The sequence below is a fragment of the Fulvivirga ligni genome, assembly GCF_021389935.1.
Lineage (GTDB): Bacteria > Bacteroidota > Bacteroidia > Cytophagales > Cyclobacteriaceae > Fulvivirga > Fulvivirga ligni.
This window is the reverse complement of the sequence record NZ_CP089979.1, coordinates 1060158-1084598: the sequence shown is the minus strand read 5'-3', so window position 1 is coordinate 1084598 and position 24441 is coordinate 1060158. Positions and strand designations below refer to the sequence as shown.

General features: G+C 39.0%; 20 protein-coding genes. 11 read left to right on the top strand and 9 right to left on the bottom strand.

Annotation, left to right across the window (positions count from 1 at the left end):
* Positions 1-77: 77 nt before the first annotated feature.
* Positions 78-584, bottom strand: coding sequence for an ABC transporter permease family protein (locus tag LVD16_RS04825; RefSeq protein ID WP_233772623.1), 507 nt, complete (start codon positions 582-584; stop codon positions 78-80).
* A gap of 139 nt (positions 585-723) precedes the next feature.
* Positions 724-1305, bottom strand: a complete 582-nt coding sequence (locus tag LVD16_RS04820; RefSeq protein WP_233772620.1) for an LOG family protein — start codon at positions 1303-1305, stop codon at positions 724-726.
* 167 nt (positions 1306-1472) lie between these two features.
* Between LVD16_RS04820 and LVD16_RS04815 the strand changes: the two genes are divergently transcribed.
* Both LVD16_RS04815 and LVD16_RS04810 read left to right on the top strand, forming a co-directional pair.
* The gene (locus LVD16_RS04815; RefSeq protein WP_233772619.1) at positions 1473-2882 is read left to right on the top strand and encodes a toxin-antitoxin system YwqK family antitoxin; all 1410 of its coding nucleotides are present in this window, start codon (positions 1473-1475) and stop codon (positions 2880-2882) included.
* 18 nt (positions 2883-2900) lie between these two features.
* Positions 2901-3449, top strand: a complete 549-nt coding sequence (locus LVD16_RS04810) for a DUF2911 domain-containing protein (protein ID WP_233772617.1) — start codon at positions 2901-2903, stop codon at positions 3447-3449.
* 541 nt (positions 3450-3990) lie between these two features.
* Here the strand turns inward: LVD16_RS04810 and LVD16_RS04805 are convergent.
* On the bottom strand, positions 3991-5649 hold the full coding sequence (locus LVD16_RS04805; RefSeq protein WP_233772614.1) for an amidase: 1659 nt from the start codon (positions 5647-5649) through the stop codon (positions 3991-3993).
* Between the two features lie 75 nt (positions 5650-5724).
* Between LVD16_RS04805 and LVD16_RS04800 the strand changes: the two genes are divergently transcribed.
* From LVD16_RS04800 to LVD16_RS04780, 5 genes are all read left to right on the top strand, one after another.
* The gene (locus LVD16_RS04800; protein WP_233772612.1) at positions 5725-6183 is read left to right on the top strand and encodes a DinB family protein; all 459 of its coding nucleotides are present in this window, start codon (positions 5725-5727) and stop codon (positions 6181-6183) included.
* A gap of 50 nt (positions 6184-6233) precedes the next feature.
* Positions 6234-7085 carry a dienelactone hydrolase family protein gene (locus tag LVD16_RS04795; protein WP_233772610.1) on the top strand — a complete coding sequence of 284 codons (852 nt, stop codon included), beginning with the start codon at positions 6234-6236 and terminating at the stop codon, positions 7083-7085.
* Between the two features lie 106 nt (positions 7086-7191).
* On the top strand, positions 7192-8499 hold the full coding sequence (locus LVD16_RS04790) for a 7TM-DISM domain-containing protein (protein WP_233772608.1): 1308 nt from the start codon (positions 7192-7194) through the stop codon (positions 8497-8499).
* 59 nt (positions 8500-8558) lie between these two features.
* On the top strand, positions 8559-11354 hold the full coding sequence (polA, locus tag LVD16_RS04785) for a DNA polymerase I (protein ID WP_233772607.1): 2796 nt from the start codon (positions 8559-8561) through the stop codon (positions 11352-11354).
* Between the two features lie 229 nt (positions 11355-11583).
* Positions 11584-12534 carry a pyridoxal-phosphate dependent enzyme gene (locus tag LVD16_RS04780; RefSeq protein WP_233772604.1) on the top strand — a complete coding sequence of 317 codons (951 nt, stop codon included), beginning with the start codon at positions 11584-11586 and terminating at the stop codon, positions 12532-12534.
* Positions 12535-12595: 61 nt separating this feature from the next.
* Here LVD16_RS04780 and LVD16_RS04775 read toward each other — a convergent pair whose 3' ends face one another.
* Entirely contained in the window at positions 12596-14947 is a 2352-nt protein-coding gene (locus LVD16_RS04775; RefSeq protein ID WP_233772602.1) for a S9 family peptidase, read from the bottom strand.
* A 103-nt stretch (positions 14948-15050) separates the two neighbouring features.
* A complete protein-coding gene (locus LVD16_RS04770) occupies positions 15051-15929 on the bottom strand; it encodes a diacylglycerol/lipid kinase family protein (protein WP_233772600.1) in 879 nt (292 codons plus the stop codon).
* Positions 15930-16024: 95 nt separating this feature from the next.
* Between LVD16_RS04770 and LVD16_RS04765 the strand changes: the two genes are divergently transcribed.
* Both LVD16_RS04765 and LVD16_RS04760 read left to right on the top strand, forming a co-directional pair.
* Positions 16025-17128, top strand: a complete 1104-nt coding sequence (locus tag LVD16_RS04765; protein ID WP_233772598.1) for an App1 family protein phosphatidate phosphatase — start codon at positions 16025-16027, stop codon at positions 17126-17128.
* 231 nt (positions 17129-17359) lie between these two features.
* Positions 17360-17833 carry a hypothetical protein gene (locus LVD16_RS04760; RefSeq protein WP_233772596.1) on the top strand — a complete coding sequence of 158 codons (474 nt, stop codon included), beginning with the start codon at positions 17360-17362 and terminating at the stop codon, positions 17831-17833.
* Positions 17834-17894: 61 nt separating this feature from the next.
* Here the strand turns inward: LVD16_RS04760 and LVD16_RS04755 are convergent, their stop codons facing one another.
* From LVD16_RS04755 to LVD16_RS04740, 4 genes are all read right to left on the bottom strand, one after another.
* A complete protein-coding gene (locus LVD16_RS04755) occupies positions 17895-18563 on the bottom strand; it encodes a DUF4476 domain-containing protein (RefSeq protein WP_233772594.1) in 669 nt (222 codons plus the stop codon).
* Positions 18564-18765: 202 nt separating this feature from the next.
* Entirely contained in the window at positions 18766-19275 is a 510-nt protein-coding gene (locus LVD16_RS04750) for a hypothetical protein (RefSeq protein WP_233772592.1), read from the bottom strand.
* A gap of 42 nt (positions 19276-19317) precedes the next feature.
* A complete protein-coding gene (locus LVD16_RS04745; protein WP_233772590.1) occupies positions 19318-21141 on the bottom strand; it encodes a M2 family metallopeptidase in 1824 nt (607 codons plus the stop codon).
* A 32-nt stretch (positions 21142-21173) separates the two neighbouring features.
* Entirely contained in the window at positions 21174-22190 is a 1017-nt protein-coding gene (locus LVD16_RS04740; RefSeq protein ID WP_233772588.1) for a hypothetical protein, read from the bottom strand.
* Between the two features lie 129 nt (positions 22191-22319).
* On the opposite strand from LVD16_RS04740, the gene LVD16_RS04735 reads away from it, so the two are divergent.
* A complete protein-coding gene (locus LVD16_RS04735) occupies positions 22320-23744 on the top strand; it encodes a DUF5687 family protein (protein WP_233772586.1) in 1425 nt (474 codons plus the stop codon).
* Positions 23744-24439: an ATP-binding cassette domain-containing protein gene (locus tag LVD16_RS04730; RefSeq protein ID WP_233772584.1), complete on the top strand. Its 696-nt coding sequence runs from the start codon at positions 23744-23746 to the stop codon at positions 24437-24439. The genes LVD16_RS04735 and LVD16_RS04730 overlap by 1 nt, the downstream gene beginning before the upstream one ends.
* Positions 24440-24441: the final 2 nt, after the last annotated feature.

Below are 24441 nucleotides of genomic sequence, written 5' to 3'. Positions count from 1 at the left end.
TTCTCATAAAAATTTAATCAATTTATATGATATTACAGCTTCGGATAAGATATTTCAAAAGATAAAGGAGAATAGTGCTATCTCTTACCTAAAATAGTGACAATTGACCGCTTAGATATTTTTACTCCTAGAGCAATGCTGCCAACTGCACTGATAGCAATGGCTATTGCCACAGTGAAGATAACAGCCAGAAAGTTTAGTGAATCAGCATAATCACCTGATATAAAGTGCATTAGAGGGCGGTTTTCATATATGATGAAACCCAATAAAAGAGCCAGAACAGCATTTGTGAGGTAATTAACAATGCTAAGGCCAAAGAAATTTATATCAGTTGCACCTAATAGCTTTCTAATACCAATCTCCTTGCAAAACGATCTGCTCGTTTGTAGCTGCAGCATAATACCAGCCACGAACACGACCACAGACATGATGATAAAAGAGAAATTGATATTTCTCTGGCTTATTTGGTAAAGAGAAAGCATAAGGAAAACAAAGCCAATGCTTAAAAGGAAAATAAGCACCAGCCTTTGAAATAAGTTTTTCTTAAACTTTCTAAATGCTACTATAAAGTGTATACGCATCATCTCTTCCTCCTCTTTGGGTAAGAGATACCAAACAGCATACCAAATAAAAAAACGCTTTATAAAGGCTACATTACCAATTATAAGATAATTAATTGTTCAGGTTCAGACCATGCTAATGTACACATCTGAACATTTAATATCAGGTTTTATCTAGATCGCTCCACACAGAATAGTCACTAAACTCAAAGCTTTCTAATGCATGCAAAATTTGATCTGCATCAGTAATATTGAGTAAGAGAGATCGGTTCTGGGCCTTTAAAAATCCTTCCTCCACCATATGATCCATCTGCTTCAGCAGTAAGTCGTAGTATCCATCTATGTTTAATAAGGCAATCGGCTTCTTAATGATCTCTATCTGCACCCAGGTAAGAATTTCGGCCAGCTCCTCAAGAGTACCAAAACCTCCAGGCATAGCTATAAAAGCATCGGCCAGTTCGGCCATTTTTCTTTTTCTGGTGTGCATAGAATCAACCACTATTAAATCCGTAAGGCCGCTATGCCCCACTTCTTTACTCATCAAGAACTCAGGGATTACACCAATGGCCTTGCCGCCTCCGGTCATTACCTCATCGGCAATAGCACCCATAAGGCCCACATTACCACCTCCATAAACTAAAGTTTTTCCTTGAGTAGCAAGGGCTGCACCTAGCTTCTTTGCCTGGGTCAGGTAAATTTCCTTTTTACCCTTACTAGACCCACAAAAAACACATATATTTTGCATATTGATTCAATAGTTTGTTCAGACTAATTTACCTTAAACAAAGATAAAATTAGTGCATTACTATTTAAGATATGATTGCCTTATTATTGCATTAAATAGATTTGTATGGTATTTGCTTGAAAATTACTTAAAATGCATTTTTAACGCCTAAAGCCTAATTTCTCTTAATGAAGCTCTTAAAAAACCTACTGACCATCTGTTTCTTTTGTGTAACGGCAAGTACCTACGCCCAGAAGACTACCTTATTTACTACTGATAGCTCGGCTTATGCCATCGGCGACCTTGTCAACGGCAAAAAAGCAGGCATGTGGCAGTTTTACGATAAAGACAACGTAAAGCTTGAAGAAGGCACCTACCAGGATGATAAGCGAGAAGGCCTCTGGAAACTCTTCTTCGCCAACGGAAGAATATCAGGCAGAATCATTTACAAAAACGATCTACCTGTGGAATATGAAGGGTTGGATTTGTACGGTAAAGTCGTAAAAACTGGAAAATTTGAAAACGGTAAGAAAACCGGCACCTGGACTGACTATTATGGCAATGGGGAGGTAAGTACTGTTAGTGATTATAAGGAAGACAAGAAAGAAGGCCTGGAAAAAATTTATGATGTTTATGGCACTTTAATTATCGAGGCAGAATTTAAAAATGACACTACTGATGGCTATTGGAAAAAATATTATGACAATGGACAGCTAATGATTGTTGGTCAGTACAGTTCTGGTATTCAGGTAGGTACATGGAAAGAATATTATGATTATGGCCAAATGATGTCAGTTGGAAAATACGATATAGGCAGACCAGACAGTGTTTGGCACGAATACTACGCTAACGGAAAGGTTAGAACCGAGCGTCAATATGTAAATGGCATGCCTAAAGGACAATGGGTTACTTACCACATTACAGGGCGCACTGAAAGCATCAGTTTCTATAAGTATGGTCAACAAGACAGTGTATACTTATCTTTTTTCAGCAATGGAAAACCAGAAGTACAGGGCAATTATAAGTATGGCTTAAAAGAGGGCAACTGGAGATTTTACAATAAGGAAGGGTATCTTATTGAAGAGGGTCATTACAAAGCAGACAAACAAATAGGTCAGTGGTTTACCTATTATGATGAAGGAGCGCTAAAAAGCATTGGTACTTTCAGATCGGGCTTAGAAGATGGAAAATGGGGTATTTTTCATACCACCGGATTACTCATGCAAGAGGAAGAGTGGAAGGCCGGCATGCTCATGAGCGTAAGTCCTTACATAACCATTTATGGGGACACGCTTTCATCTGGAAATCTTAAAAATGGACAAGGTTTAAAAATCAATTATTACATTGATGGGCTCAAAGAAGTAGAATGTGAATTTAAAAATGGCGTTCCTGATGGGGAATGGACTTATTATTACCATAGCGGTGAAGTTGCAGAAAAAGGAGCCTTCAAAAATGGCCTAAAGGACGGCGAATGGATTTATTACTACAAAAACGGCAATAGACAATCCAGAGGGAGCTATGTAATGGGTGAAGAAAAAGGTCAGTGGTTTTATTATAATGGCAGCGGATCCTTGGCTGAAACACAAACCTTTGAATAAGCACATTATCCATAGTTGATGAAAAAATTTACCGTACTCGTTGGGGCTGTTATAGCCATAATCTGCTTCTCCTTTATATTCTATAGATTTCATACTAAATCTTTCAGCCCACAAGATCAGGTACTTTATGATCAGAAAAGTACCACGCTTAAAGTGAATTATAGCAGGCCCTCTGTTAAAGGTCGAACAGTATTTGGACAATTAGTACCTTACGGTAAGGTTTGGAGAACAGGCGCAAACGAAGCCACTCAATTTTCAACCAGCAAGGATTTGATGATAGATAATCGGCTCTTAAAAGCTGGTAAATATTCTCTATTTACCATACCAGATAAAGAGAGCTGGAAGATTATTTTTAACAAAGAAACAGATCAGTGGGGCATAGATATACTGACTCAAGAGGCCAATAGAGATGAAAGCAAAGACGCTTTAGTTGTGGAAGTATCATCTATTTCTACAAAAGCCTTTTTTGAACAATTTACAATTCAGTTTCATGAAATGGGTAATGACATTGAAATGGTGTTTATGTGGGAAAACACTTTGGTAGACTTACCTATGATACCTCAATAAAAAAAGCGCCTGATCTATCTTAGACCAGGCGCTTACGCTTACTCGACCAATAATCTCGTGCTAAACTTCTCCCCCTCTATATTGGTCACTCTCAACACATACATTCCACGTTTTATCTCTTTGTATCCCATCTTGAGGCCTCACCAGGAAGTACTTTTCCTCAAAACCCACTTGCCATACCAACTTCACTTTTCTTCCCAATGGCTCCTCTACACTAAAGTACTACCTGATTTTAAACGGCCAACAATTACTAACAATCTACATTCACACCCACTTCTGAAAAGTAAATTCCCTACACCATCACTTATCATCTCAATCTTTTCAGTTGCTAATCTATTCACTACCATTGTAGATCTATTAGAATAAACAATGCCTAAGCTATGTTGAATAGATTATAACAGGAGTTATGCCTGAATTATAAAATTCTAGTTATCAGATACTTAATTTGAAATAGCGGCTATATTTTTTCCAGAGAGCGCACACTTTTCCATCCAGCGGAATTTTTCCATTTAACCGTTATGCGAATGCCACTTTTGCTAAATCAGTTTATGAATTTTTCAGGATGCAGATCCTCACTATTAGTCTGACTTTGATAGGCATTAGCGAGTTCTAAAATCGCCGCTTCTCCAAATAATTTCCCTATGATGGAAAGGCTGCCCGGGTGGCCCTCATCATCAAATCCATTTGGAAAAACCACACAAGGATTACCAGTAAGATTGGTCATTAACAGCTGATCACCGCCGAAACTAGGGGTTATAATGGCGTCATATTCGTTGAGCATTTCATTGAATTCTATGATCAATTCATGTCTTATTCTGTTAGCATTTATATAATCCGCGGCTGAAATAAATCTTCCCTGACGAAAATAGTTGGGCCATGCATTCTTCTTCTGATTCACAAGCAAGCTATCTCTACCACTTCGTGTAAGTTCATCAAAAGCCGCAGCTGATTCTGCTGATAAGATAAGTGACAAGTCATCTACAGGCAGCTTTGTTGAGAGTGATAGCTCATGTAGTTCTATTCCCATACCTTTAAACACCTCCACTGAGGCACTATCTATTTCTTTATGAAAAGTAGAGCTCTGAAAAAGATCTTTGAGATAGGCCACTTTCAAAGTTTTAGGATTTTGGCCGGCATTAAAGTTAAAAGCAGCACCGATAGTAGATCTGTCTAGTTCATCCACACCTCTTATAGCATCAAAAACTATGGCGCAATCTTTAGCTGAACGGCAGATAGGTCCAATTTTATCCATAGACCAGCTCAGTGCCATTGCACCGTATTTACTTACCCTTCCAAAGGTAGGTCTCAGACCTGTAGTACCACAGCGGGTGGATGGAGAAACAATGGATCCCCAGGTTTCGGTGCCTATAGCAAAGGGCACCAAGCCAGCTGCAGTAGCAGAAGCTGAACCCGCAGAAGAACCACTGGATCCCTGATTCAGATCCCACGGGTTTTTAGTCTTTCCTCCATACCAGATATCTCCCATGGCCAAAGCACCAAGCGTTAGTTTAGCCACAAGCACACCCCCCGCCTGTTCCAGTTTTTTTATTACTGTAGCAGTGGCATCAATGTTCTGATCTTTAAATGGCATCGCTCCCCATGTAGTTTTATATCCTTCTAAAGCCAATAAATCTTTAACTCCATAGGGAATGCCATGAAGAGGGCCTTTATAAATTCCAGCCGCCAGTTCTTCATCAGCTTTCTTAGCCTGTTCCATAGCCAACTCTTCCGTGATGGTAATCACACATTGAAGTGTATCGCCATATTGCTTCAACCTATTGATAAAGAACGTGGTCAGTTCTGTAGAGGTGATCAATCTTCTTTTAATCAATGTAGATAACTCAGCCACAGTATAAAACGCAAGATCATTCTTGTTTTCAGGAAGAGTGAGGTTATCTGGCAAATCCCAGTTTATAGGCTTCTGATTTTGATCGATTTTGAACCCTTCTGGAACCGGATTAAAAACCAGAGCTGGAGAAATGCTATTATCGAGATGATATTGGTGAATGCTCTGTATACTTTTCAGATTATTCTTTATTCCATCTTTTAGAGAATCTCTTTTGGCCTGATCGAATTTAAGATCAAACACAGATTCAATTATTGCAAGAGTATCTACCGCCTGCGCGTCATCACTGGAGCTTTTAACCGTGCAAGAAAGCAATGCACTAACAATAATGGAGTAAAGAATCAGATTTTTCATAATTTAGTCAGTAAGTATATAGCTCTCAATATACTTCATAAATGAATATCCCACTATTTGATTTTTATGACCGGTATGAAAAAACACTTTTTAGATTTATTTAGGTATAACAACTGGGCTAATACCAGATTAATCATCACTTTAGAAGAGAATAATGTTGATGACGACAAAATTTTAACGCTTACCAGCCACATACTTTCAGCTCAGATTGTATGGATAAACAGACTTCAGGATCTACCTACTTCACCTTTTCCTATCTGGGAACAATATAAACTTCATGAGATAGTGAGCATGAATGAGGAGAGTGGAAGAAACTGGCTAAAACTTCTTGATGTTTACAAAGGAGATGCTTTTGAAGAAATGATCTTTTATAAAAATACAAAGGGTATAAAGTATGAGAGCACTTTGCGAGAGATAGTGACGCACGTTCTTAACCACAGCACCCACCATAGAGGGCAAGTTATAGCTTTATTAAGGCAAATGGACATTGAACCACCTGTAACAGACTACATTGCCTACAGCAGGCAGAAGTAAACACTAAAGGGGCTTATCTGTTAAAATTTCATACCTAAACTATTACAAGTATGAAAAAAATAAGCCTCTTCATTCTAACCCTGTCTTTAAGCTTTCACCTCTTTGCTCAAGACAATATTACCATATGTCAGACTTCGTCTACTGAGAGCTTCTCCAGACTTGCTTCATTTTCTGACTTTAAAGATGAGCATGCTAATCCAAAGCCATTTCACTATACTGAACAGGCCGGAAAAATGATGACTTTCAAAACCTCTGACGGTAAAGAAGGTCATGCCTATCTAGTAAAAGCAAACACCGATATTGATAATTACATATTTGTATTTCATGAATGGTGGGGCCTTAATGACTACATCAAGCAGGAGGCCGATAAGTTTTGGCATGCTTTCAATAAGAATATTAATGTGATTGCCATTGATCTTTATGACGGCCAGGTAGCCACCACACGAGAAACAGCCTCGGAGTTGGTTCGAAGTGTTTCCACTGCACGTGCCGAAGCCATCATTAAAGGAGCGATTGATTATACAGGTAATAGTTCAGAAATAGCAACTATTGGCTGGTGTTTTGGTGGCGGTTGGGCACTGCAGGCAGCTATGTTGGCAGGAGATCAGGCCAATGGAGCAGTAATGTATTATGGAATGCCCGAGAAAGATGAACAGAAAATAAAAGCCATTAACTTCCCGGTATTAGGCATTTTTGCTCTAAAAGATAGTCACATCACTCCAGAGGTAGTTAATACCTTCTCTGACAAAATGGAAAAAGCTGATAAGGACATCACCATTTATAATTATGATGCCGTTCACGCCTTTGCCAACCCCAGCAACCCTGATTATGATAAAAAGGCGGCGGAAGAGGCTTATAACAAGTCCATAATGTTTTTAAAACGGGTTTTAGTAAAAGATTAACAAGAAAGATTGTAAGTTAGCGCGTACCTTTTAACTCACTTTTCAATAGGATGTATTATCTTTTACTACTAAATTGCAAGGTGGTTTGTTGAATTATGCATAACAAATGTCTGTAGCTAAAGCTTTTTGCTGTGTAATATTTATAATTTTTTTACCTATTCTTTCTTTGGCCGGTGGGGATGTGCAGGAGGAGCCCGAGGTTCTAAAAGGTGAACTAAATATATCAGATTACAATATTCGTGATTTGGGCACCATTGATCTGGATGGTGAATGGGAATTCTATTATAATAGACTTCTATCTCCTCAGGACTTCAAGGATGGCCTAAATAACAATATGGAACTTATCCATGTACCTTCTATATGGAATGACATACTATATAAAGGTATAAAACTAGGCGGTCAGGGTTACGCCACCTACCGATTAACGGTCCACAAAAAAGAAAGAGATCAACTATTGGCGTTCTTCATTCCGAACGTTTACACATCTTATAAACTTTATGTTAATGATTCTCTAGTAGCACAAAATGGCGAAGTAGGTGAATCAAAAGACAAATCAAGTCCTAGCTGGAAGCCCCTTTATAAAACATTTATATGTAAAGACTCTAAGATGGAAATCATATGGCAGGTTTCTAACTTTTACCATAATAGAGGAGGCATCCATAAAGTATTAAAATTTGGCTCACCGGAGTCAGTGGCCTTTACCAGAGAAAAGTCAGTTATTTCTAATATTCTTTCGGTAGGTGGTCTTATCGTTCTTGGACTATTCTTCATCATTTTCTTCTTTATTAGAAAAGGACAGACCGCCACTTTATACTTTGGGTTGCTGTGTATACTATGGGCATTAAGAGCCTTATTTTCAAATATTTATCTCATTACTGACCTTATGCCAGGCATTACCTGGAATGCAGCAATAAGAATAGAATACTTGTCACTCTACGCCAGCGTACTTGCCGGTGTCTTGTTTATCACAAAAACTTATGGTGAATTCTTTAATCCATTATTCAAGTGGATCATCATTACTATTAACTATTTGTTTATAGCCTTATCGCTGATATTGCCGCCACTCTTCTTTACTTCTATGCTGCCGGCATATCAGTTTTTCTTAGCAGTTAACCTTGCCTATATCGTTCTTATCATAGTGAGAGCCATTATGGACAAGCAAAAAGAGGCCTGGTTTAGTGCGGCCAGTATTTTCATCGGCATTTCGTTATTCACTTATGAAATAACTGCTTACATTTTCATTTTCAAGGTGAATCACGTTCTAATAAATATCGGTTATCTGGCCATTTTCTTTTTGAATTCATTGGTTATAGCAGCTCATTTTGTTAGTGCCATTCATAAGATGAAAAACCTTGAGGAAGAAAAAGAAAATGAAACCCTCAGTCGTTTAGGCCGAACTTACAGGTACAGATAGCGAGGATTTCTGGTTTACATTGTCCATCAATTGAGGGCAATTGGCTACCTTTATGCCCTATGAGTAAACCGGAGAAAAAATTATTTCTACTTGACGCTTACGCGTTAATTTACAGAGCACATTTTGCATTTAGTAAAAGCCCAAGAATAAGCTCAAAAGGTATAAATACTGGAGTGATGTTTGGCTTTACCAACACCCTGTTGGAAGTAATTCAAAAACAAAAGCCAACCCATATTGCGGTAGCTTTTGACACCTCGGCCCCTACCTTCAGACACGAGCAATACAAAGAATATAAAGCTAATAGAGAGGAAACTCCGGAGGATATTAAGGTGGGCATTCCTATAGTGAAAGATATTGTAAGGGCTTTTAACATTCCGGTTATAGAGCTAGACGGTTTTGAGGCTGATGATATCATTGGAACATTATCTAAGAAAGCCGCTGAAAATGATTTTGAGGTGTTTATGATGACACCAGATAAGGATTACGGGCAGCTGGTTCAGGAGCATGTTTATCTCTATAAACCTGCCTACATGGGCAATGCTGTAGATATTTTAGGCGTTGATGAGGTTCTGAAAAAATGGGACATAGAATCAGTAGATCAGGTAAGAGATATGCTTGGTTTACAAGGCGATGCATCTGATAATATACCAGGTATACCAGGCATAGGCCCTAAAACTGCCTCCAAACTCATTAAGCAATTTGGCTCGGTTGAAAACCTGGTGCAAAACGCTGACCAGCTAAAAGGAAAGCAAAAAGAAAATGTAGAAAACTTTGGTGCTCAGGGAGTGCTTTCCAAAGAATTAGCTACGATCAATGTAGAGGTACCTGTTGATTTTAATGAGGAAGATCTGGTATATACAGGCCCTGAAAAAGAGAAGCTTCAACCTATTTTTGAAGAACTGGAATTCAGGACATTACTAAAAAGAGTCTTCAATGAAGAGATGAAATCTTCAAGTGCCACTTCATCTTCAGCAGGGCAGCTTTCTATGTTTAGCCAGGAAAGTAAAGAGGCCATTGAAATAGAAGAGGAGATTATTACTGCCAAGGACACCATTAAGACCATAGAGCACGAATATCACCTGATCACTACTCCTGAAAAGAGGAAAGAGCTGGTTGCATACTTAAAAAAGCAAAAGGAATTCTGCTTTGACACTGAAACCACTGACATAGATGCTGTAGAAGCCGAGGTGGTTGGTTTGGCTATTTCATACCTTAAAGGAGAGGCCTTCTACGTGAGCGTGCCTGAAAATAAAGAGGAGGCTACCGCGGTTTTAAATGATTTTAAAGAGATTTTAGAAGATTCGAAAATTGGCAAAATCGGCCAAAATCTAAAATATGATATTTTGGTGCTGAAGAAATATGGCATCAATGTAAAAGGTCAAATATTTGACACCATGCTAGCTCACTACCTGCTTGAGCCGGAAACAAAGCACAGCATGGATGTAATTGCAGAACAATATCTGCACTACATTCCAATTCCTATCTCTGATGTCTTAGGACCAAAAGGCAAAAAACAGCTTAACATGCGTGACCTCGACCCTAAAGATGTGGTAGAGTACGCAGGAGAAGATGCTGATATCACTTTACAATTAAAAGTGAGGCTGGACGAAGAGATAAATAAGGAAGGCTTAGATAAGCTTCTCAATGATGTGGAGCATCCATTGGTGCAAGTATTAGCTCAAATGGAGTATGAAGGAGTGAAGATAGATGAAAGCGCTCTTCATGATATGAGCAAGGAACTTCAGGAAGCAAGCTTAGAGGCTCAGAATGAGATATTTGAGCTTGCAGGTCAGGAGTTCAATATCGCATCTCCCAAACAGCTGGGAGAGGTTTTATTCGATAAGCTGAAGCTTATGGATAAGCCTAAAAAAACCAAATCTGGCCAATATGCTACTGGTGAAGAAATACTGAGCCGCTTAGCTGGTGAGCACAAAATCTGTAGTAGAATTCTCGATTTTAGGGAGTATCAAAAACTAAAATCTACTTATGTAGATGCTCTTCCTAAAATGATCAGTGGTGATGGCAGGGTGCATACAGACTATGGACAAGCCGTGGCTGCCACCGGTAGGTTAAGCTCTAATAATCCTAACCTGCAAAATATTCCTATTAGAACGGAAAAAGGCAGAGAGATTAGAAAGGCATTTGTTCCAAGAGATGAAAACCATGCGCTACTGGCTGCGGATTATAGCCAGATAGAGCTGAGAATAGCAGCATCATTTGCTCAAGACAAGGATATGATCTCTGCATTTAAGGAAGGGAGAGACATTCACGCCACTACTGCTGCCAAAGTATTTAATGTGGCTTTAGAAGACGTGGATCCAAACATGCGTAGAAAGGCTAAGGAGGTAAACTTTGGTATCATTTACGGAATTTCAGCTTTTGGCTTATCTCAAAACTTAAACATTCCAAGGTCTGAGGCCAGTGATATTATAAAATCCTACTTTAAAGAGTTCCCATCTATCAGAGCTTATATGGACGATTCAATCCAGAAGGCTAAGGAAAAGGAATATGTCGAAACTCTAATGGGCAGAAGAAGATATTTAAGAGATATCAACTCACGAAATGCCACCATGAGAGGTTATGCCGAAAGAAATGCCATTAATGCGCCTATTCAGGGTAGCGCAGCAGACATCATAAAAGTAGCCATGGTGAAGATTCACGAATGGCTGCAAAAGGAAAATCTCAAAACCAAAATGATTATGCAGGTGCATGATGAATTGGTGTTTGATGTTCCTAAAGATGAGCTGGATATAGTAAAACCAAAGATTGTAGAGCTAATGACATCTGCGGTAGACCTTGAAGTGCCTATGGAGGTAGAAGCCGGCGTAGGTGAAAACTGGCTAAAAGCACACTAGGCTTTTACCGGTAAATATCTACGGTTCACTCCATAATTTCTGCAGTTGGGGAAGGTTGTTTTTCATGAGATGGTTTAACCTACCATATTTGTAAGACAATCTCCCAAGCTATGAAAAAAAGAAACCATACCGGCTTACTTATCTTTGGAGTTATCATTGCTCTAGTGATAGTGGTTATATTCATTTAATCAATTACGTCTGATTAAATGAATATCTTCTATTTTTGAGTATGAACTCAAAGCCAACCGCACAAGATATAGAGAAGGCCCATGACCTGGTGTCTGCTTACATCAATTACACCCCTGTTTACACCTCTGAAAGCATTAATAAAATTGCTGGGGCAGAGATATATTTTAAATGTGAAAACTTCCAAAAAGTAGGTGCTTTCAAAGCCCGAGGAGGCATGAATGCTATTCTTTCCTTATCTGATGAAGACAGACAAAAAGGAGTAGCCACCCACAGCTCTGGAAATCATGCACAGGCAGTGGCTTTAGCAGCCAAGGTAGAAGGTATTCCCGCCCACATAGTTATGCCTTCAAACTCGGCAAAGGTAAAAATGGATGCCGTAAGAGGTTATGGAGCCAACTTGATTGAGTGTGAGCCTACACTTCAAGCCCGAGAAGATACACTTCAGGAAGTGGTAGAAAAAACAGGGGCTACTATGATTCACCCTTATAATGACTACTATATCATTGCGGGACAAGCCACTGCAGCTAAAGAACTTATCGAAGGAGTGAATGATCCTCTGGATTATATATTAACACCTGTTGGCGGTGGCGGGCTACTTAGTGGCACATCACTAAGTGCGCATTACTGGTCACCTGAAACTAAAGTGATTGGCTGTGAGCCCGAAGGTGCTGATGATGCTTACCGATCATTTAACGCCAAAACATTGATTCCTATGGTGAACCCGAACACCATTGCGGATGGTCTAAGAACTTCTGTGGGTGAAAAACCATTTCAGATCATTCTGGAACATGTATCCGATATACTTTTAACCAACGATGAAGAAATAACGGCAGCTATGAAAATGGTGTGGGAAAGAATGAAAATAATTATAGAGCCTAGTGCTGCCGTACCGTTGGCAGTTGTACTTCGAAACAAAGAAAAGTTTGAAGGCAAAAAGGTGGGCATAATCATTAGTGGAGGAAATGTAGACCTCGGGGCATTACCATTTTAAAATAAAGTGAGGCTGAATCAAAAGTGGTAAAGATGCCACTTTTGATTCAGCCTCACTTTATTTATTTTTCTTTAAGAGTCTCTTCGAATAACTCATAAATTCTGCGGTATTCATCTGCCCAGCTGCTGGCCTCCACAAATCCATGCCTTTCCAGAGGAAAAACGGCCAGATCCCAATCTTTTTTACCTAATTCAATGAGTCGCTGAGATAACCTGACCACATCCTGAAACTGAACGTTATCATCCACCATGCCATGAAGCATTACCAATTTACCTTTCAAACCATCTGCAAAGTAAATCGGTGAGCTTTTAGCATAAGCAATACTATCCTGAACAGGCGTATTCAAAATATTAGAAGTATACCCATGATTATAGTGAGCCCAATCTGTAACCGAGCGCAATGCGGCGCCACTTTGAAAGGTGTCTGGAGCGGTAAACATGGCCATTAAGGTGATGAATCCGCCATACGAGCCACCGTAAATACCAATTCTGTCTTTATCCACCCCGTGGTGATCCACAAGGTATTTAGCACCATCTACCTGGTCTGAAAGGTCTTTACCACCCATCCACCTGTAAATGCCCGTTCTCCAGTCTCTACCATAGCCGTCACTACCACGATAGTCTATGTCCATCACGGTATATCCCATGTCTGTAAGATAATTGTGGAACATATATTCTCTGTAATATGAACTCCACCACTTATGCACATTTTGTAAATATCCAGCTCCGTGCACAAAGATCACTGCAGCACCATTGGCCTTTTCCGGCTTATATAAACGGGCGGCTACCTCTGCACCATCTTCCGCCTTAAACTGTACTATTTCAGGATCTTTCCATTCATAAGACTTGAAAGCTTCGGTGGTAGATTCTGTAAGCTGCTTCATTTCAGCACCTTCTTTATTTTTCATCAAGTAGAGTTCCCATGGCTTATTGCTGTAGGAATATAAGACCGCTAGCTGCTTCTCATCAGGAGATAAGTAAACATTATTATTTCCTTCCTTAGATGTAATCTGCGCCATAGTACCACCGGAAACTGGCAACTTGTAAAAGTGACTCACATGTGGAGAAACCTTATTACTCTGTATATAGAAGTATTTTTTATCGTTTGAAAGCTGAGCATCTCTGATTTCAAACTCACCTTGTGTCAAGGCCTTTTTCTTTTTAGTGTTTATATTATAGGTATATAAATGAGAGTAGCCGGTTTCTTCAGACTGGAACCATATCGTTTCACCGTCTGGGAGCCAACCCAGGTTACCCGGGAAGAAATTCCAGCTGCTGATGCCAGGACCTCCAATCCACGCATCGTCATGCTGGCGATCAATCAAGGTAAGATTTCCATTGGCCAGGTCTAGCTGCATCAGCCAGCGATCTTTATTATCATCAGACCGAATATCTACAAATGCCTTTCCGCTTTTTGCATAGAAGGGCCCATGAATTACTACACCCCTTGGCTCATCATATTTAGGATTAAACTCACCTTCAGCATAATCTTTTAGAAACTCAGGCTTATCATAAATACCTTCAATCTGCTTAGTATCAATTATATAAGTAGTATCCTTCTTCACATCGTAAATTCCCATCTCAAAAGAACTTTGTGGAGATCCCACCTTTGATCTGGCTGTTCGCTGCTCTGAATAGCCTGATTCGGTAACGAAATAAGTCACCTCCGTAGATTTATCCTCAGCGCTTGTAGTCAGTCTGTAGGTAATATAATTCATATCAGGACTCACGCCTGTGTTTGAAACCCTTTTCTTACCTACATAAATTTCCAATGGACGATCCGGCTTCAGTGTTTCCCTTTCTTCTTCACCAGCTTCTTTTTGCTGTTTTCTTTTTACCAGAATATCAAAAAGCGCTAGCTGATCATTTTCCAACCACTGCTCTTCAGCCGGCAGTTTTTTGTCGGCCTTCTTATTTCCAGATTTGAAATCTGTTAGCTGCTTGGTTACGCCACTAGAGATAGACCATGAGAAAAGATTGTTGCCAATAGAATAAATAACATGTTTTTGATCACCACTGAACCCCTGAACATTTTCATTCTCCAAAGTATTTGTAACCTGAGTGGCCTTATTGGTTTTGGTATCATAAAGGAAGATATCCCCATTTTTATCGTATACCATTCGGCTTCTATCTTCATTATATTGGCCTATGTAAGCTCTACTCTTTTGCTCCTCAGTGCTCACCTTATCTATCTTACCAGTAGCTACGTCAACCTTATACAAGCTTCGGGTAATTTCCTTATCCGGATTCCAACTAAAATAGATGAACTTTCCATCCGGGCTCCACTGAACTCTTTCAGGCAAATAGCCTACAAAATCTTCCCCTTGCATAATCTCAGGAATAGAGAGCTTGGAGGTATACTGCGCATGGGCGGTAATTGATATAGCAAATAATAGATAAAGGATTTTTTTCATAGTCATTGATTTCTATTTCTAAAATAGATAATCAAATCATATTAAAAATGTGGTAATGTTTGAGCGGGGCTATGCTTGGCTATTTGGTAGATTCAAAGTAAGCTCAAGGCTTGATTACTTTGAGCTGAGCCGGCTCTATCTTTACATGTACCTTTTTAAAGTCGCCCAGATCTTCCCCATCAATCTGCAAAGTATCTTCCTGGCGGGTGGACAAATGCAGTTCTTCGGCCGTTAGAATATCTACATACCTGGAGTTTTTCATTTTTCCGGTGAAAAAACGATAAGCCAAACTAAAGATAGCATACCATGGGTACGGCTTGAATATGCATACCTCAAATTTTCCGTCATCAAGTTGACCTTCAGGGTTCACCACGGCTCCGGTACCATATTTAGTGGCATTAGCAAAAACCACCATTTCCGCACGCTGATTGAATTTGGTATAGCCAAAATCAAAATGATATTTCCTGGGCTTCTTTTTAAATAAGGTGGTAAAAAAGTGGCGGGCATAGGCCATTTTTCCTCTGGAACCACTAGCCTCAAACCTTTTTATAAGGGTAGCATTGAAGCCTATGTCGCTGAGATGTAACGATAAATGGTCGTCATTCACCCTAAGCACATCCATATCTATGGTTTTCTGACCAATGATAATATCAATGGCTGCGACGGTATCTTCTGGAATACCCAACTCAGTGGCTAATCCATTGGCAGACCCAAGAGGCATAATTCCCAACTTTAAGTCTTTATTTCCCAATAAAACCTGGGCCACAAGATTAATAGTACCATCACCCCCGCAGGCGACTACCGTATCTGGCTTTTTTTCTTCAATTGCCTTTTTTATGCGTTTTTGATCATTTTCACCCTTTGTTTCGAGAATAGAAAATTGAACACTTCTCTGTGAGCAGCAGGTATCTATTTGACTATACAGATCCGATTTATCTATGCCACCGGATATTGGATTAATTACAAACAAAAGGTGATTCATACGTGATCTGATAACATTAGGCAATCAGAAATGGTTATGAAGGAAAAGAAAATACTATTAAAAAATTCATACGAAAACCGGTAAAGAAGCTCTCATTGAGGATAAAGAAATGGCTAGGTGTACTATCTCCACCTACCATCATTCCCTACCGTGGCTATGGTACTCCTTCCCAGGTTTTCATAAGAGGCCATGTATTGGATGATAGAATCCTTTACGAGTCTAACAAAGAAGATAGAAAGCGAAAGAACTTCAGGGCTATGATCAGCCGCTATCTCAGTGAGGCCATTCCAGATGTAAGGGTAAGCATTCAGCTGTTCGGCAAAGAAAAAATAGTGACTACTGATGCCAACGGCCTTTTCGAAACCACTTTTGAATTTTCTGAGCCAACCACACAGACTGGCTGGCAGTGCATCTTCTATAAAGTGTTAGATAAAATTGTAGATGAGCAAAAAGAAATAGAAACAGAAGGAGAGGTATATATTCAAGAGCCACAATCTGCATTTGGAATTATTTCTGATGTGGATGACACCATATTAATATCTCACGCTACCCAAACACTGAGAAAACTTAGGCTTATCCTTACTAAAAACTCAAAAACGAGATTACCTTTCACTGGTGTAGCCGCATTTTACGACGCCTTAAATACGGGAGTAGACAATATTAGAAACCCGATTTTTTACGTAAGCAGCAGTGAGTGGAATTTATATGACTTCCTGGAAGACTTTTGCGAAGTGAGAAATATACCTAAAGGTCCATTTTTACTTCAGGAGCTAAAAACAAGCCTTTGGAAATTAGTGAAATCCGGGGGTGGCACTCATAATCACAAGCTCGAAAAAATAAGGCACCTCTTCGAAGTATATTCTGACCTGCCCTTCATCCTTATAGGAGACAGTGGCCAGCGGGACAGTGAGCTATACACTAAAATATGTGAAGAATTTCCTGGAAGAGTAAAGGCCATTTATATCAGAGATGTTTCCAAATCAAGGAAAGAAAAGAAAGTGCTAGCCATGGCTGAAGGCTTAAAACAGCATGGAGTAGAAATGCTTTTAGTAGAAGATACAGCCGCTGCCGCGAAACATGCCTTTGAAAATCAGTACATTACGGAAAACGAGCTTACCATGGTGCAGCAAGAGACCCAAGAGCAAAGGGGTAAAGCAGAAAGTTTAGTAGGTCAAATAGTGGAGGCCGAAAATAAGTAACCATCATTTTACTGCACTAACGGTTTAGCTAGTATCATCTCTCTTTTCGCCTTGACAATAATTGAATTTTATTCACTTTTTCGACAAAACCTACCTAAATCTAATTTCCAGAATTAGGACTGAAAAGTAGTAATTTGGAAAAATTGGAAGCTCCTAAAATCATTAACTCACTGATAATCAAATGATTTTAAAATAGGCACATATCGTGATAATACATAGAAAATGTTAATCATGAAAAAATTATTACTAACAGCAGCAATCCTCAGTACTTCAATCAATCTATTTGCAGTAGAAAATGCTACGGAACCTGAAACAACCATGATTACAGGTGTAGTATATGTAGATGCTAATGATAACTGTATCTACGATGTGGGGGAGAAGATTTTGCCAGGGATGGCCCTGGAAATAGGAGACAAGAAGGTGTATACTGATAACAACGGAACGTATAAGTTAGAAATAGAACCGGGATCTCACGAGATAGAATTGATCAGCAACGGAGATTGGGCTCCCGGGTGTGATGAAACTCTGAAAGTAGATGTTTCAAAAACTAATAGAACATACAGTAACTATAACTTTTCTGTAAACTCTGTTTACAGTATGAAGGATTTTAAAAGTACTAGCGGTTATTCTGCCATAGATTTGGAAAAGACACGCGAGAAGGTGTGTGGTGAGGGTGCAGGCAGCGCTAGTATTGATCATTGTTAGTAGAGTTGTTTATAAAATGTGCTGCCTCGCACGGGGGCGAGGCAGCTACACAACACATTAACTAACCATAAATAAACCTATCCAACTCCATGATGCTGGTTCTATACTGAAAAGCACCATAGATATCTTCATATTGCTTTTGATCTAAAGTTCTCTTATAAGCCCACTTGGCAAATTTGAGTTTAGAATCTTCGTATTCTAATGATGCCAATATCTCATTCACATCATAAGTAGTTATCTTCTTATCACCAATACCGTTTCTTGCTACTAACAGCCTAGACTGATCTGTATAAGCACGATTCATTCTGTTCATCAGCGTATTCATATCACTTTCACTTACTATAGAATAATATCTTCTATTGTAAATGCTCTCCGGTCTACGATAGTGGTTATTATACATTCTAGTAATACCTGTCTTCTCAATAGCTGCATTCTTCGATCCTAGCTTAACCACGGTAAAGTCGCTTTTAAACCCTGGAGTTATATCTAAATGGTCTCTGAAAGTGATGGTTTTATTAGGTTTATAAACCTTAATTTTAACATCAAGCAGACCTCCACCACCTTGAACTTTAACTATTTTCTTGGGCTGATGATTAATCACTTTATTGTTAATGATCACCTGTATTTTTTCACCTTTAGCGGTTCTAAAAGTAGCGGCGGCTTTCTCTGCTGCCATACTACTGCTCATTGCTAATACTGCAAATATCAAAAGTAAAGTTGCCTTCTTCATGTCCGTATAATTTAGATTTAACATCTACATGAAACCCTCTAATTAAATAGTCTCATGAACCAAAGAAGTTATAAAGTGACGTCAGTTAATAACTCTTGATAGGTAATAATCAATAGGCGTGCCAAAAATAAAATAACCCTCATAAATATCTGAATATCAGATATTTATGAGGGTTATTTTTTGTTATGTAAAGAGGTGAATTTTAATTCTTCATTCGCTTGAGCTCTTCCACTTCTGCCAAAAACTGCGCCTGAGTATAATATACTTTTAACTCAGGATTTTTTTGTATTAATAATCGGACTTCATCCTGGTTCGTCATAATACCGTAAGCTTTGATCGTTTTCAATCCTTTTAGCATCATTAAATTATTTAGTACATCAGAAAACTTGAAGCTATTAAAACTTATATTTAATTCCTCTAGCGTAGCGTACTGATTCAGGTCATCTGGAAGAGATTTGAGACCAAGAAAGGATATATCCAGACTCTTGAGTTTTGGGAGTTCACCTAAAGCTGGTAACCTATCAATTGGCCTCTTTATGGTAAACGAAGGCATTTGCTGAGCCTTAGGAGTCCTCGGATAAACTACCCAGGTATTTGCATTATCCCTAATATATATTTTGAGAGATTCTAAATGGTCCCTTGCTTCACTAATCTGTCTTAAAAGTTCTTCATCCGAAGTATAATTCAAATCAATGGCATTTCGGTTTTGCATGAACTGACAAATAAGAATTAGAACTATTCGAACACCCACCATTTAATTAAAAATCGGCCTCACTGGAAGTGTATATTCCCGGCCTTCATTTTCTTTTTTAAGGTAGTCCATAAGGGGCTCAAAATATTCTAACATGGCTTTAGCATTAATGTCCTCGCCAGTAGCTTCTTTTAATAATTTGCGCCAGTCTTCAGTAGCTCCCTGCTTTAAAATATTATGAAGGAAGGCCCCTGTTTCTTTACTACCAAAATAGTTAGTTGCTCTAGGGTCTTGATGCAAAATCTCTTTCGCAATATGATTATGAATCTGGAATAGTAAGGCGTAGGACAATGCATAATCATAATACTGCGCCGCATCATTATTAATATGCGTTTTTGAAGTAGCATCAGCATATTCCTCCCCTCTTGGAGTGGGAGCCACTATGCCCTGAAAAGTTTTCTTATACTCCCACCATTTCTGATTAAATTCATCGATAGGCAGCTGTTTAGAATATAAATCATGCTCAAAATGAGTCATAACTCCTGCTGAAAAAGGGATAAACACAATGTAATGCAAAGCCTCCTTTAATAAGGCCTTTGTTTCATCAGTTTTCACATTAGCCGGGATGAGCTCCAGATTACTTAAGAATGGCTTTTGCATAGCAGCCAGCCCCATCATACTACCGATGGCTTCGTGAAAAGCTCTGTTGGCACCTCCTCTCAGCAATGGTGGTACTTCTGGTGTAGAGTATGAAATATAATAATAAATATGCCCCAACTCGTGGTGTGTGGTTTCATACCATTCGGCGTTCGGTATTACACTCATCAGGCTCCTTACGTCCTTCTTTAAATCCATATGCCAGGCAGAGGCATGGTTATTCTTCTTATAGTCAGCACCTTCAGGAGCCGGATATAGGCTGGAACGCTCATAGAAAGTTTGTGGTAAATTCTCGAAACCCAAGCTTACATAAAATCGCTCGGCCTGTTTAACCAGCCATTCTGAACCTTTCTCTTCTAATGCTTTATCCAGGTTGATGCCTTCTACATTGATAATGCCTGACCAATCCTGACCCCAGCGATTGGGTAGCCAGTGTGCAGGAATCATTTCTGGTACCACAGAAACCTCATACTGCTCAGCCAGCTCATAACGCACATATGTGTGTAGCTCTCTATATAATGGCCACACATCCTCCACCAGCTTACGGTTAAGCGCCATCATTTCATCTACACCCATATTGTAGTCTGAAACCTGGTAAGAGAAATAATCATCATAGCCTAAGGCCCGAACGGTCTCATTTCTAAGGGCCCGTAGTGTGTCGAGGCCACCTTTTAGGTTCTTGCCTACTTCTTTACTTGCATCCCAGGCCGCCTCACGTAGAATTAAATCCTTCTGGTCTTTTAAGATGTTGTCTATCTCGTTAGTAGAAACGGACTTTGGTCCAATCTTAAAATCAAAACCGAATAATTTTTCCGTTTGAATGGTTTCTGCTTTAATTCTCTTTTTCACCACATCCTGTACAGTGGCTGGGTTATTAGCAGCACTATATAAAATCGCTTCCAGCTGCTTTACTTGCTGTGTGTCCAGTTCATTTTTATGCTTTAAAAACTCCTTGGTTTTATTAATAACCTCCTCACTTCCAGTAAAATCTGCAAAGGCTTCATTGGCCATTCTTGTTTCATAAGCATTGGTAGTATCTCCATCCACAATATGAGTGTTAGAGGCCCATTCCGCCTTGGAGGAGGCATAATAAAGCTTTAGAAATTCGTTAGTATAATCATCTAAAAAGGCCTGTACGTCAGCCTCCATAGCAGGGTTTTCTTCCGGGGTCTTTTTACAGCCATAGCTTAACGCTGCCAGGCAAAGTATTCCTATCAATATCTTCTTCATCTCTTTCTAATTTTACCGTAGCTTAGGAATAGTTAGTTTCTAACTAATTCGTTTTTGAGGTTGTCTATGTAGTTGTTAAGCGCATCCTCCCATTTAGGTGCCGCATCCCATCTTTTACCCAAAAATATATTTCCAGAATAAATGTGCTTGATATAAAACTTATAAACCGGTGTATTTATATTATTAGAAGTCACCTTAGACTCACCATCCTTGATTACTTCAGAAATATAGGCGGTCTCAGACTCTTTAATAGGATACTCTAACATCTCCTTAACAGATTTGCTGGTAGAATGCACAAAATATAGCACATACTGATAGCCCTCTGACCGCATCTTTTTCTCTTCCATTTCAGGGTCTACTAAGCCATACTTATAAGGGTAGTTGCCCATTACAAGGTTAATTTTTGAAGTATCTGCGAATATGGGAATGGCCAGTTTTTCAGAAGAAAAGTTAAGATCATAATATTCACCTCTTCTGGCCTTGATTACTCTTGGCATCTCACCAAATTCAGGCACCTCTGGAATTAATAAATTCTCTCTGGCTTGAGATGCATTTCCGGCAGCTTTGTACAGATTATTCATAGCCACCGACAGATCTTTATTTTCAGTTTTCCAGGCTTGCTGGCCTGCTTTTACCAAAGTAGCACCATCATGCATATTTGTAAGAATAATCTTGTTGATGCCATTTTCACGAATCAGAAATATCACATTAGGGATCTCTCTTTTGTTGAAGTTCTCAGCAAAGGCATCGAAGGATTCTTTACCACTATAAATGTCCTCTACATGATAATAAACTACAGCATCTAAACCGGCACGGCTAAAGCCTGGCTGAGCTTCTTCTGCCAGTGCCTGCCAGTTTCCTCGAATATATGGGCTAGTGCTTTTGGGAGGTACGCTTACCAACACTAACGACTTGGTTTTCAGGATGTCTTTCGGCATATCAGCCGTGTACTGAAGGGAATCTAGAATATCAATTATAGGCCTTTTATCTTGAGCCTTAATCTGTCCGATTAGTAAGGATAAAGTTGCAATTAGAATATATTTATGCATAATTTGGCTTAGTCTATCTCAAATAACGTTTAAAAATTATTTTATTGAAAATCAATCGGCTTTAATTAACGCTTAACCCTCTAATTTACACTTATGTTCAAATGGATTTTTAGCCATCAATCCAAGAAAATGAGGCGATCACCATCATGGGGAAAGAACAAAACCCTGGGTGCAATCCTTCTTTTTCTTATCATATTGATGGTTCTGTATCTCTTGGTAGCAGGCTTTTTCCTGGATGAAATACTGTTATCATTCTTCCCCGATCAGAATGTAATTGACATATATGCCGGCCTGGTGCTTTATTATTTCATGACAGAATTGGTCATGAGGTTTTATTTGCAAGACATACCGGCAATGGAAGTGCAGCCTTATCTCATTTTACCGATTAAAAGATCGAAAATCATTCATTATGTAATGATCCGTTCGGTATTCACCCTATTCAATATAATGCCACTCTTCCTTTTGGTGCCGTTCACCTTTAAGCAAGTGACACCTGAATATGGCACAGCTATGGCCATGAGCTGGATGATATCAATATACCTGCTTTCTTTGATCAATAGCTTTCTGATTGTATACCTTAAAAAGGCCCTTTATAACAAGCCCTGGATCATCTTTATATTTCTTGGTGCACTTATAACTATATTCTTCCTGGATAAGCTTCAGCTTTTCGATTTCCGAGCTTTATCAAGGGAATTTATAAAATATTCTACCACTTCATTTGTGCTGCCTGCAGCTCTGATTGTGACTTTAGCAGGATTTTACTTGCTGAATTTCTTTGGATTTAAAAACTCATTCTACCCTGATGAGGCCAAAACCAGCACCAAAAATCCGGGGTGGTTAAATTTTAATCCAGAGTTCAAAGATCAGCTGATCTCATTGGAGCTTAAGCTGATCCTTAGAAATAAAAGACCGCGATCCTTAATTACCATAGTACTCTTCTTTATGTTTTACGGACTACTCTTTTACACAAAAGATGAATATATGGATGGCTTTGGGATGCTCATTTTCGTGGGCATATTTATGACTGGAGGCTTTATGATTAACTATGGCCAATTTAGCTTTAGCTGGGAAAGCTCATATTTCGACACCTTCCTCACTAAAAATCTGACTTACAGAGAAATAGTTGAAAGTAAAATGAAACTGTTTGATTATGGCTCTTTGGTTTGCTTTGCGCTGACACTGCCATATGTCTATTTCGGATATAAAATTATTCTTATTCACATCATAGCGGTGTTATTTAATATGGGTATAAACTCATTTTTCATTTTATATTTTACTGGTAAAAAGCCTAAGCGGATTGATATTACCAAATCGAGCATGTTTAATTATGAAGGCACGGGTGCAGCCCAATTTTTACTGATCTTACCTTGTTTGGTCATGCCTTTACTAATCTATCTTGCTTTCCACCTACTGAATATACCTCTGATCGGGGTTCTGATGATAGGCCTGATAGGCTTTATAGGAATTTTACTCAGAAACATGTTTGTAAACATTTTAGTGAAGAGGTTTAATAACTACAAATACCTCATTGCGAGCTCTTTAAGAAAAGAATAATGATTGAAATAAAAGATATAAAAAAAGTATATAACGGAACACCCGTACTGAACCTACCTCATATTGAAATAAACACCAACTCAAGCGTTGGCGTAGTGGGTAACAATGGAGCCGGGAAAACCACTATGTTCAGGGTGCTTTTAGATCTCATTTTGGCCAATGAAGGCGAGGTAATATTAAAAGATGTGCCCGTAAAAGGCAGAGATGAGTGGAAGACATTTACAGGTTCCTTTCTGGACGAAGGCTTTCTGATCAACTTCCTTACTCCTGATGAGTATTTTCAGTTTGTAGGTGGACTCTACAAGTTGTCACCCGCCGATATAGAACTCTCTCTTCAGCGATTCGATCATATATTTAATGGAGAAATTAGAAATCAGAAGAAATACATCAGAGACCTTTCTAAAGGAAATCAGAAGAAAGTGGGTATTGCAGCAGCCTTTCTAGGCCACCCTGAGATCATAATTCTGGATGAGCCTTTTGCTAACCTGGACCCAAGTACGCAAATAAAGCTGAAAAAATTACTGATTGATTATAAAACTGAAAACGCCGTTACCTACCTCATTTCCAGCCATGACCTGACACACGTTACTGAGGTATGTGATAGAATAATTCTTCTGGAAAAAGGTGAAGTGATAAAAGATATCGTTACCACACCTACTACTTTACAAGAGCTGCAGGAGTATTTTCAGCAATAAGA

Excerpts from the sequence above, each read along its gene's own strand:
- LVD16_RS04825 (WP_233772623.1), bottom strand. The coding sequence starts at position 584 with ATGATGCGTATACACTTTATAGTAGCATTTAGAAAGTTTAAGAAAAAC.
- LVD16_RS04820 (WP_233772620.1), bottom strand. The coding sequence starts at position 1,305 with ATGCAAAATATATGTGTTTTTTGTGGGTCTAGTAAGGGTAAAAAGGAA.
- LVD16_RS04815 (WP_233772619.1), top strand. The coding sequence starts at position 1,473 with ATGAAGCTCTTAAAAAACCTACTGACCATCTGTTTCTTTTGTGTAACG.
- LVD16_RS04810 (WP_233772617.1), top strand. The coding sequence starts at position 2,901 with ATGAAAAAATTTACCGTACTCGTTGGGGCTGTTATAGCCATAATCTGC.
- LVD16_RS04805 (WP_233772614.1), bottom strand. The coding sequence starts at position 5,649 with ATGAAAAATCTGATTCTTTACTCCATTATTGTTAGTGCATTGCTTTCT.
- LVD16_RS04800 (WP_233772612.1), top strand. The coding sequence starts at position 5,725 with ATGAAAAAACACTTTTTAGATTTATTTAGGTATAACAACTGGGCTAAT.
- LVD16_RS04795 (WP_233772610.1), top strand. The coding sequence starts at position 6,234 with ATGAAAAAAATAAGCCTCTTCATTCTAACCCTGTCTTTAAGCTTTCAC.
- LVD16_RS04790 (WP_233772608.1), top strand. The coding sequence starts at position 7,192 with ATGTCTGTAGCTAAAGCTTTTTGCTGTGTAATATTTATAATTTTTTTA.
- polA (WP_233772607.1), top strand. The coding sequence starts at position 8,559 with ATGAGTAAACCGGAGAAAAAATTATTTCTACTTGACGCTTACGCGTTA.
- LVD16_RS04780 (WP_233772604.1), top strand. The coding sequence starts at position 11,584 with ATGAACTCAAAGCCAACCGCACAAGATATAGAGAAGGCCCATGACCTG.
- LVD16_RS04775 (WP_233772602.1), bottom strand. The coding sequence starts at position 14,947 with ATGAAAAAAATCCTTTATCTATTATTTGCTATATCAATTACCGCCCAT.
- LVD16_RS04770 (WP_233772600.1), bottom strand. The coding sequence starts at position 15,929 with ATGAATCACCTTTTGTTTGTAATTAATCCAATATCCGGTGGCATAGAT.
- LVD16_RS04760 (WP_233772596.1), top strand. The coding sequence starts at position 17,360 with ATGAAAAAATTATTACTAACAGCAGCAATCCTCAGTACTTCAATCAAT.
- LVD16_RS04755 (WP_233772594.1), bottom strand. The coding sequence starts at position 18,563 with ATGAAGAAGGCAACTTTACTTTTGATATTTGCAGTATTAGCAATGAGC.
- LVD16_RS04750 (WP_233772592.1), bottom strand. The coding sequence starts at position 19,275 with ATGCAAAACCGAAATGCCATTGATTTGAATTATACTTCGGATGAAGAA.
- LVD16_RS04745 (WP_233772590.1), bottom strand. The coding sequence starts at position 21,141 with ATGAAGAAGATATTGATAGGAATACTTTGCCTGGCAGCGTTAAGCTAT.
- LVD16_RS04740 (WP_233772588.1), bottom strand. The coding sequence starts at position 22,190 with ATGCATAAATATATTCTAATTGCAACTTTATCCTTACTAATCGGACAG.
- LVD16_RS04735 (WP_233772586.1), top strand. The coding sequence starts at position 22,320 with ATGAGGCGATCACCATCATGGGGAAAGAACAAAACCCTGGGTGCAATC.
- LVD16_RS04730 (WP_233772584.1), top strand. The coding sequence starts at position 23,744 with ATGATTGAAATAAAAGATATAAAAAAAGTATATAACGGAACACCCGTA.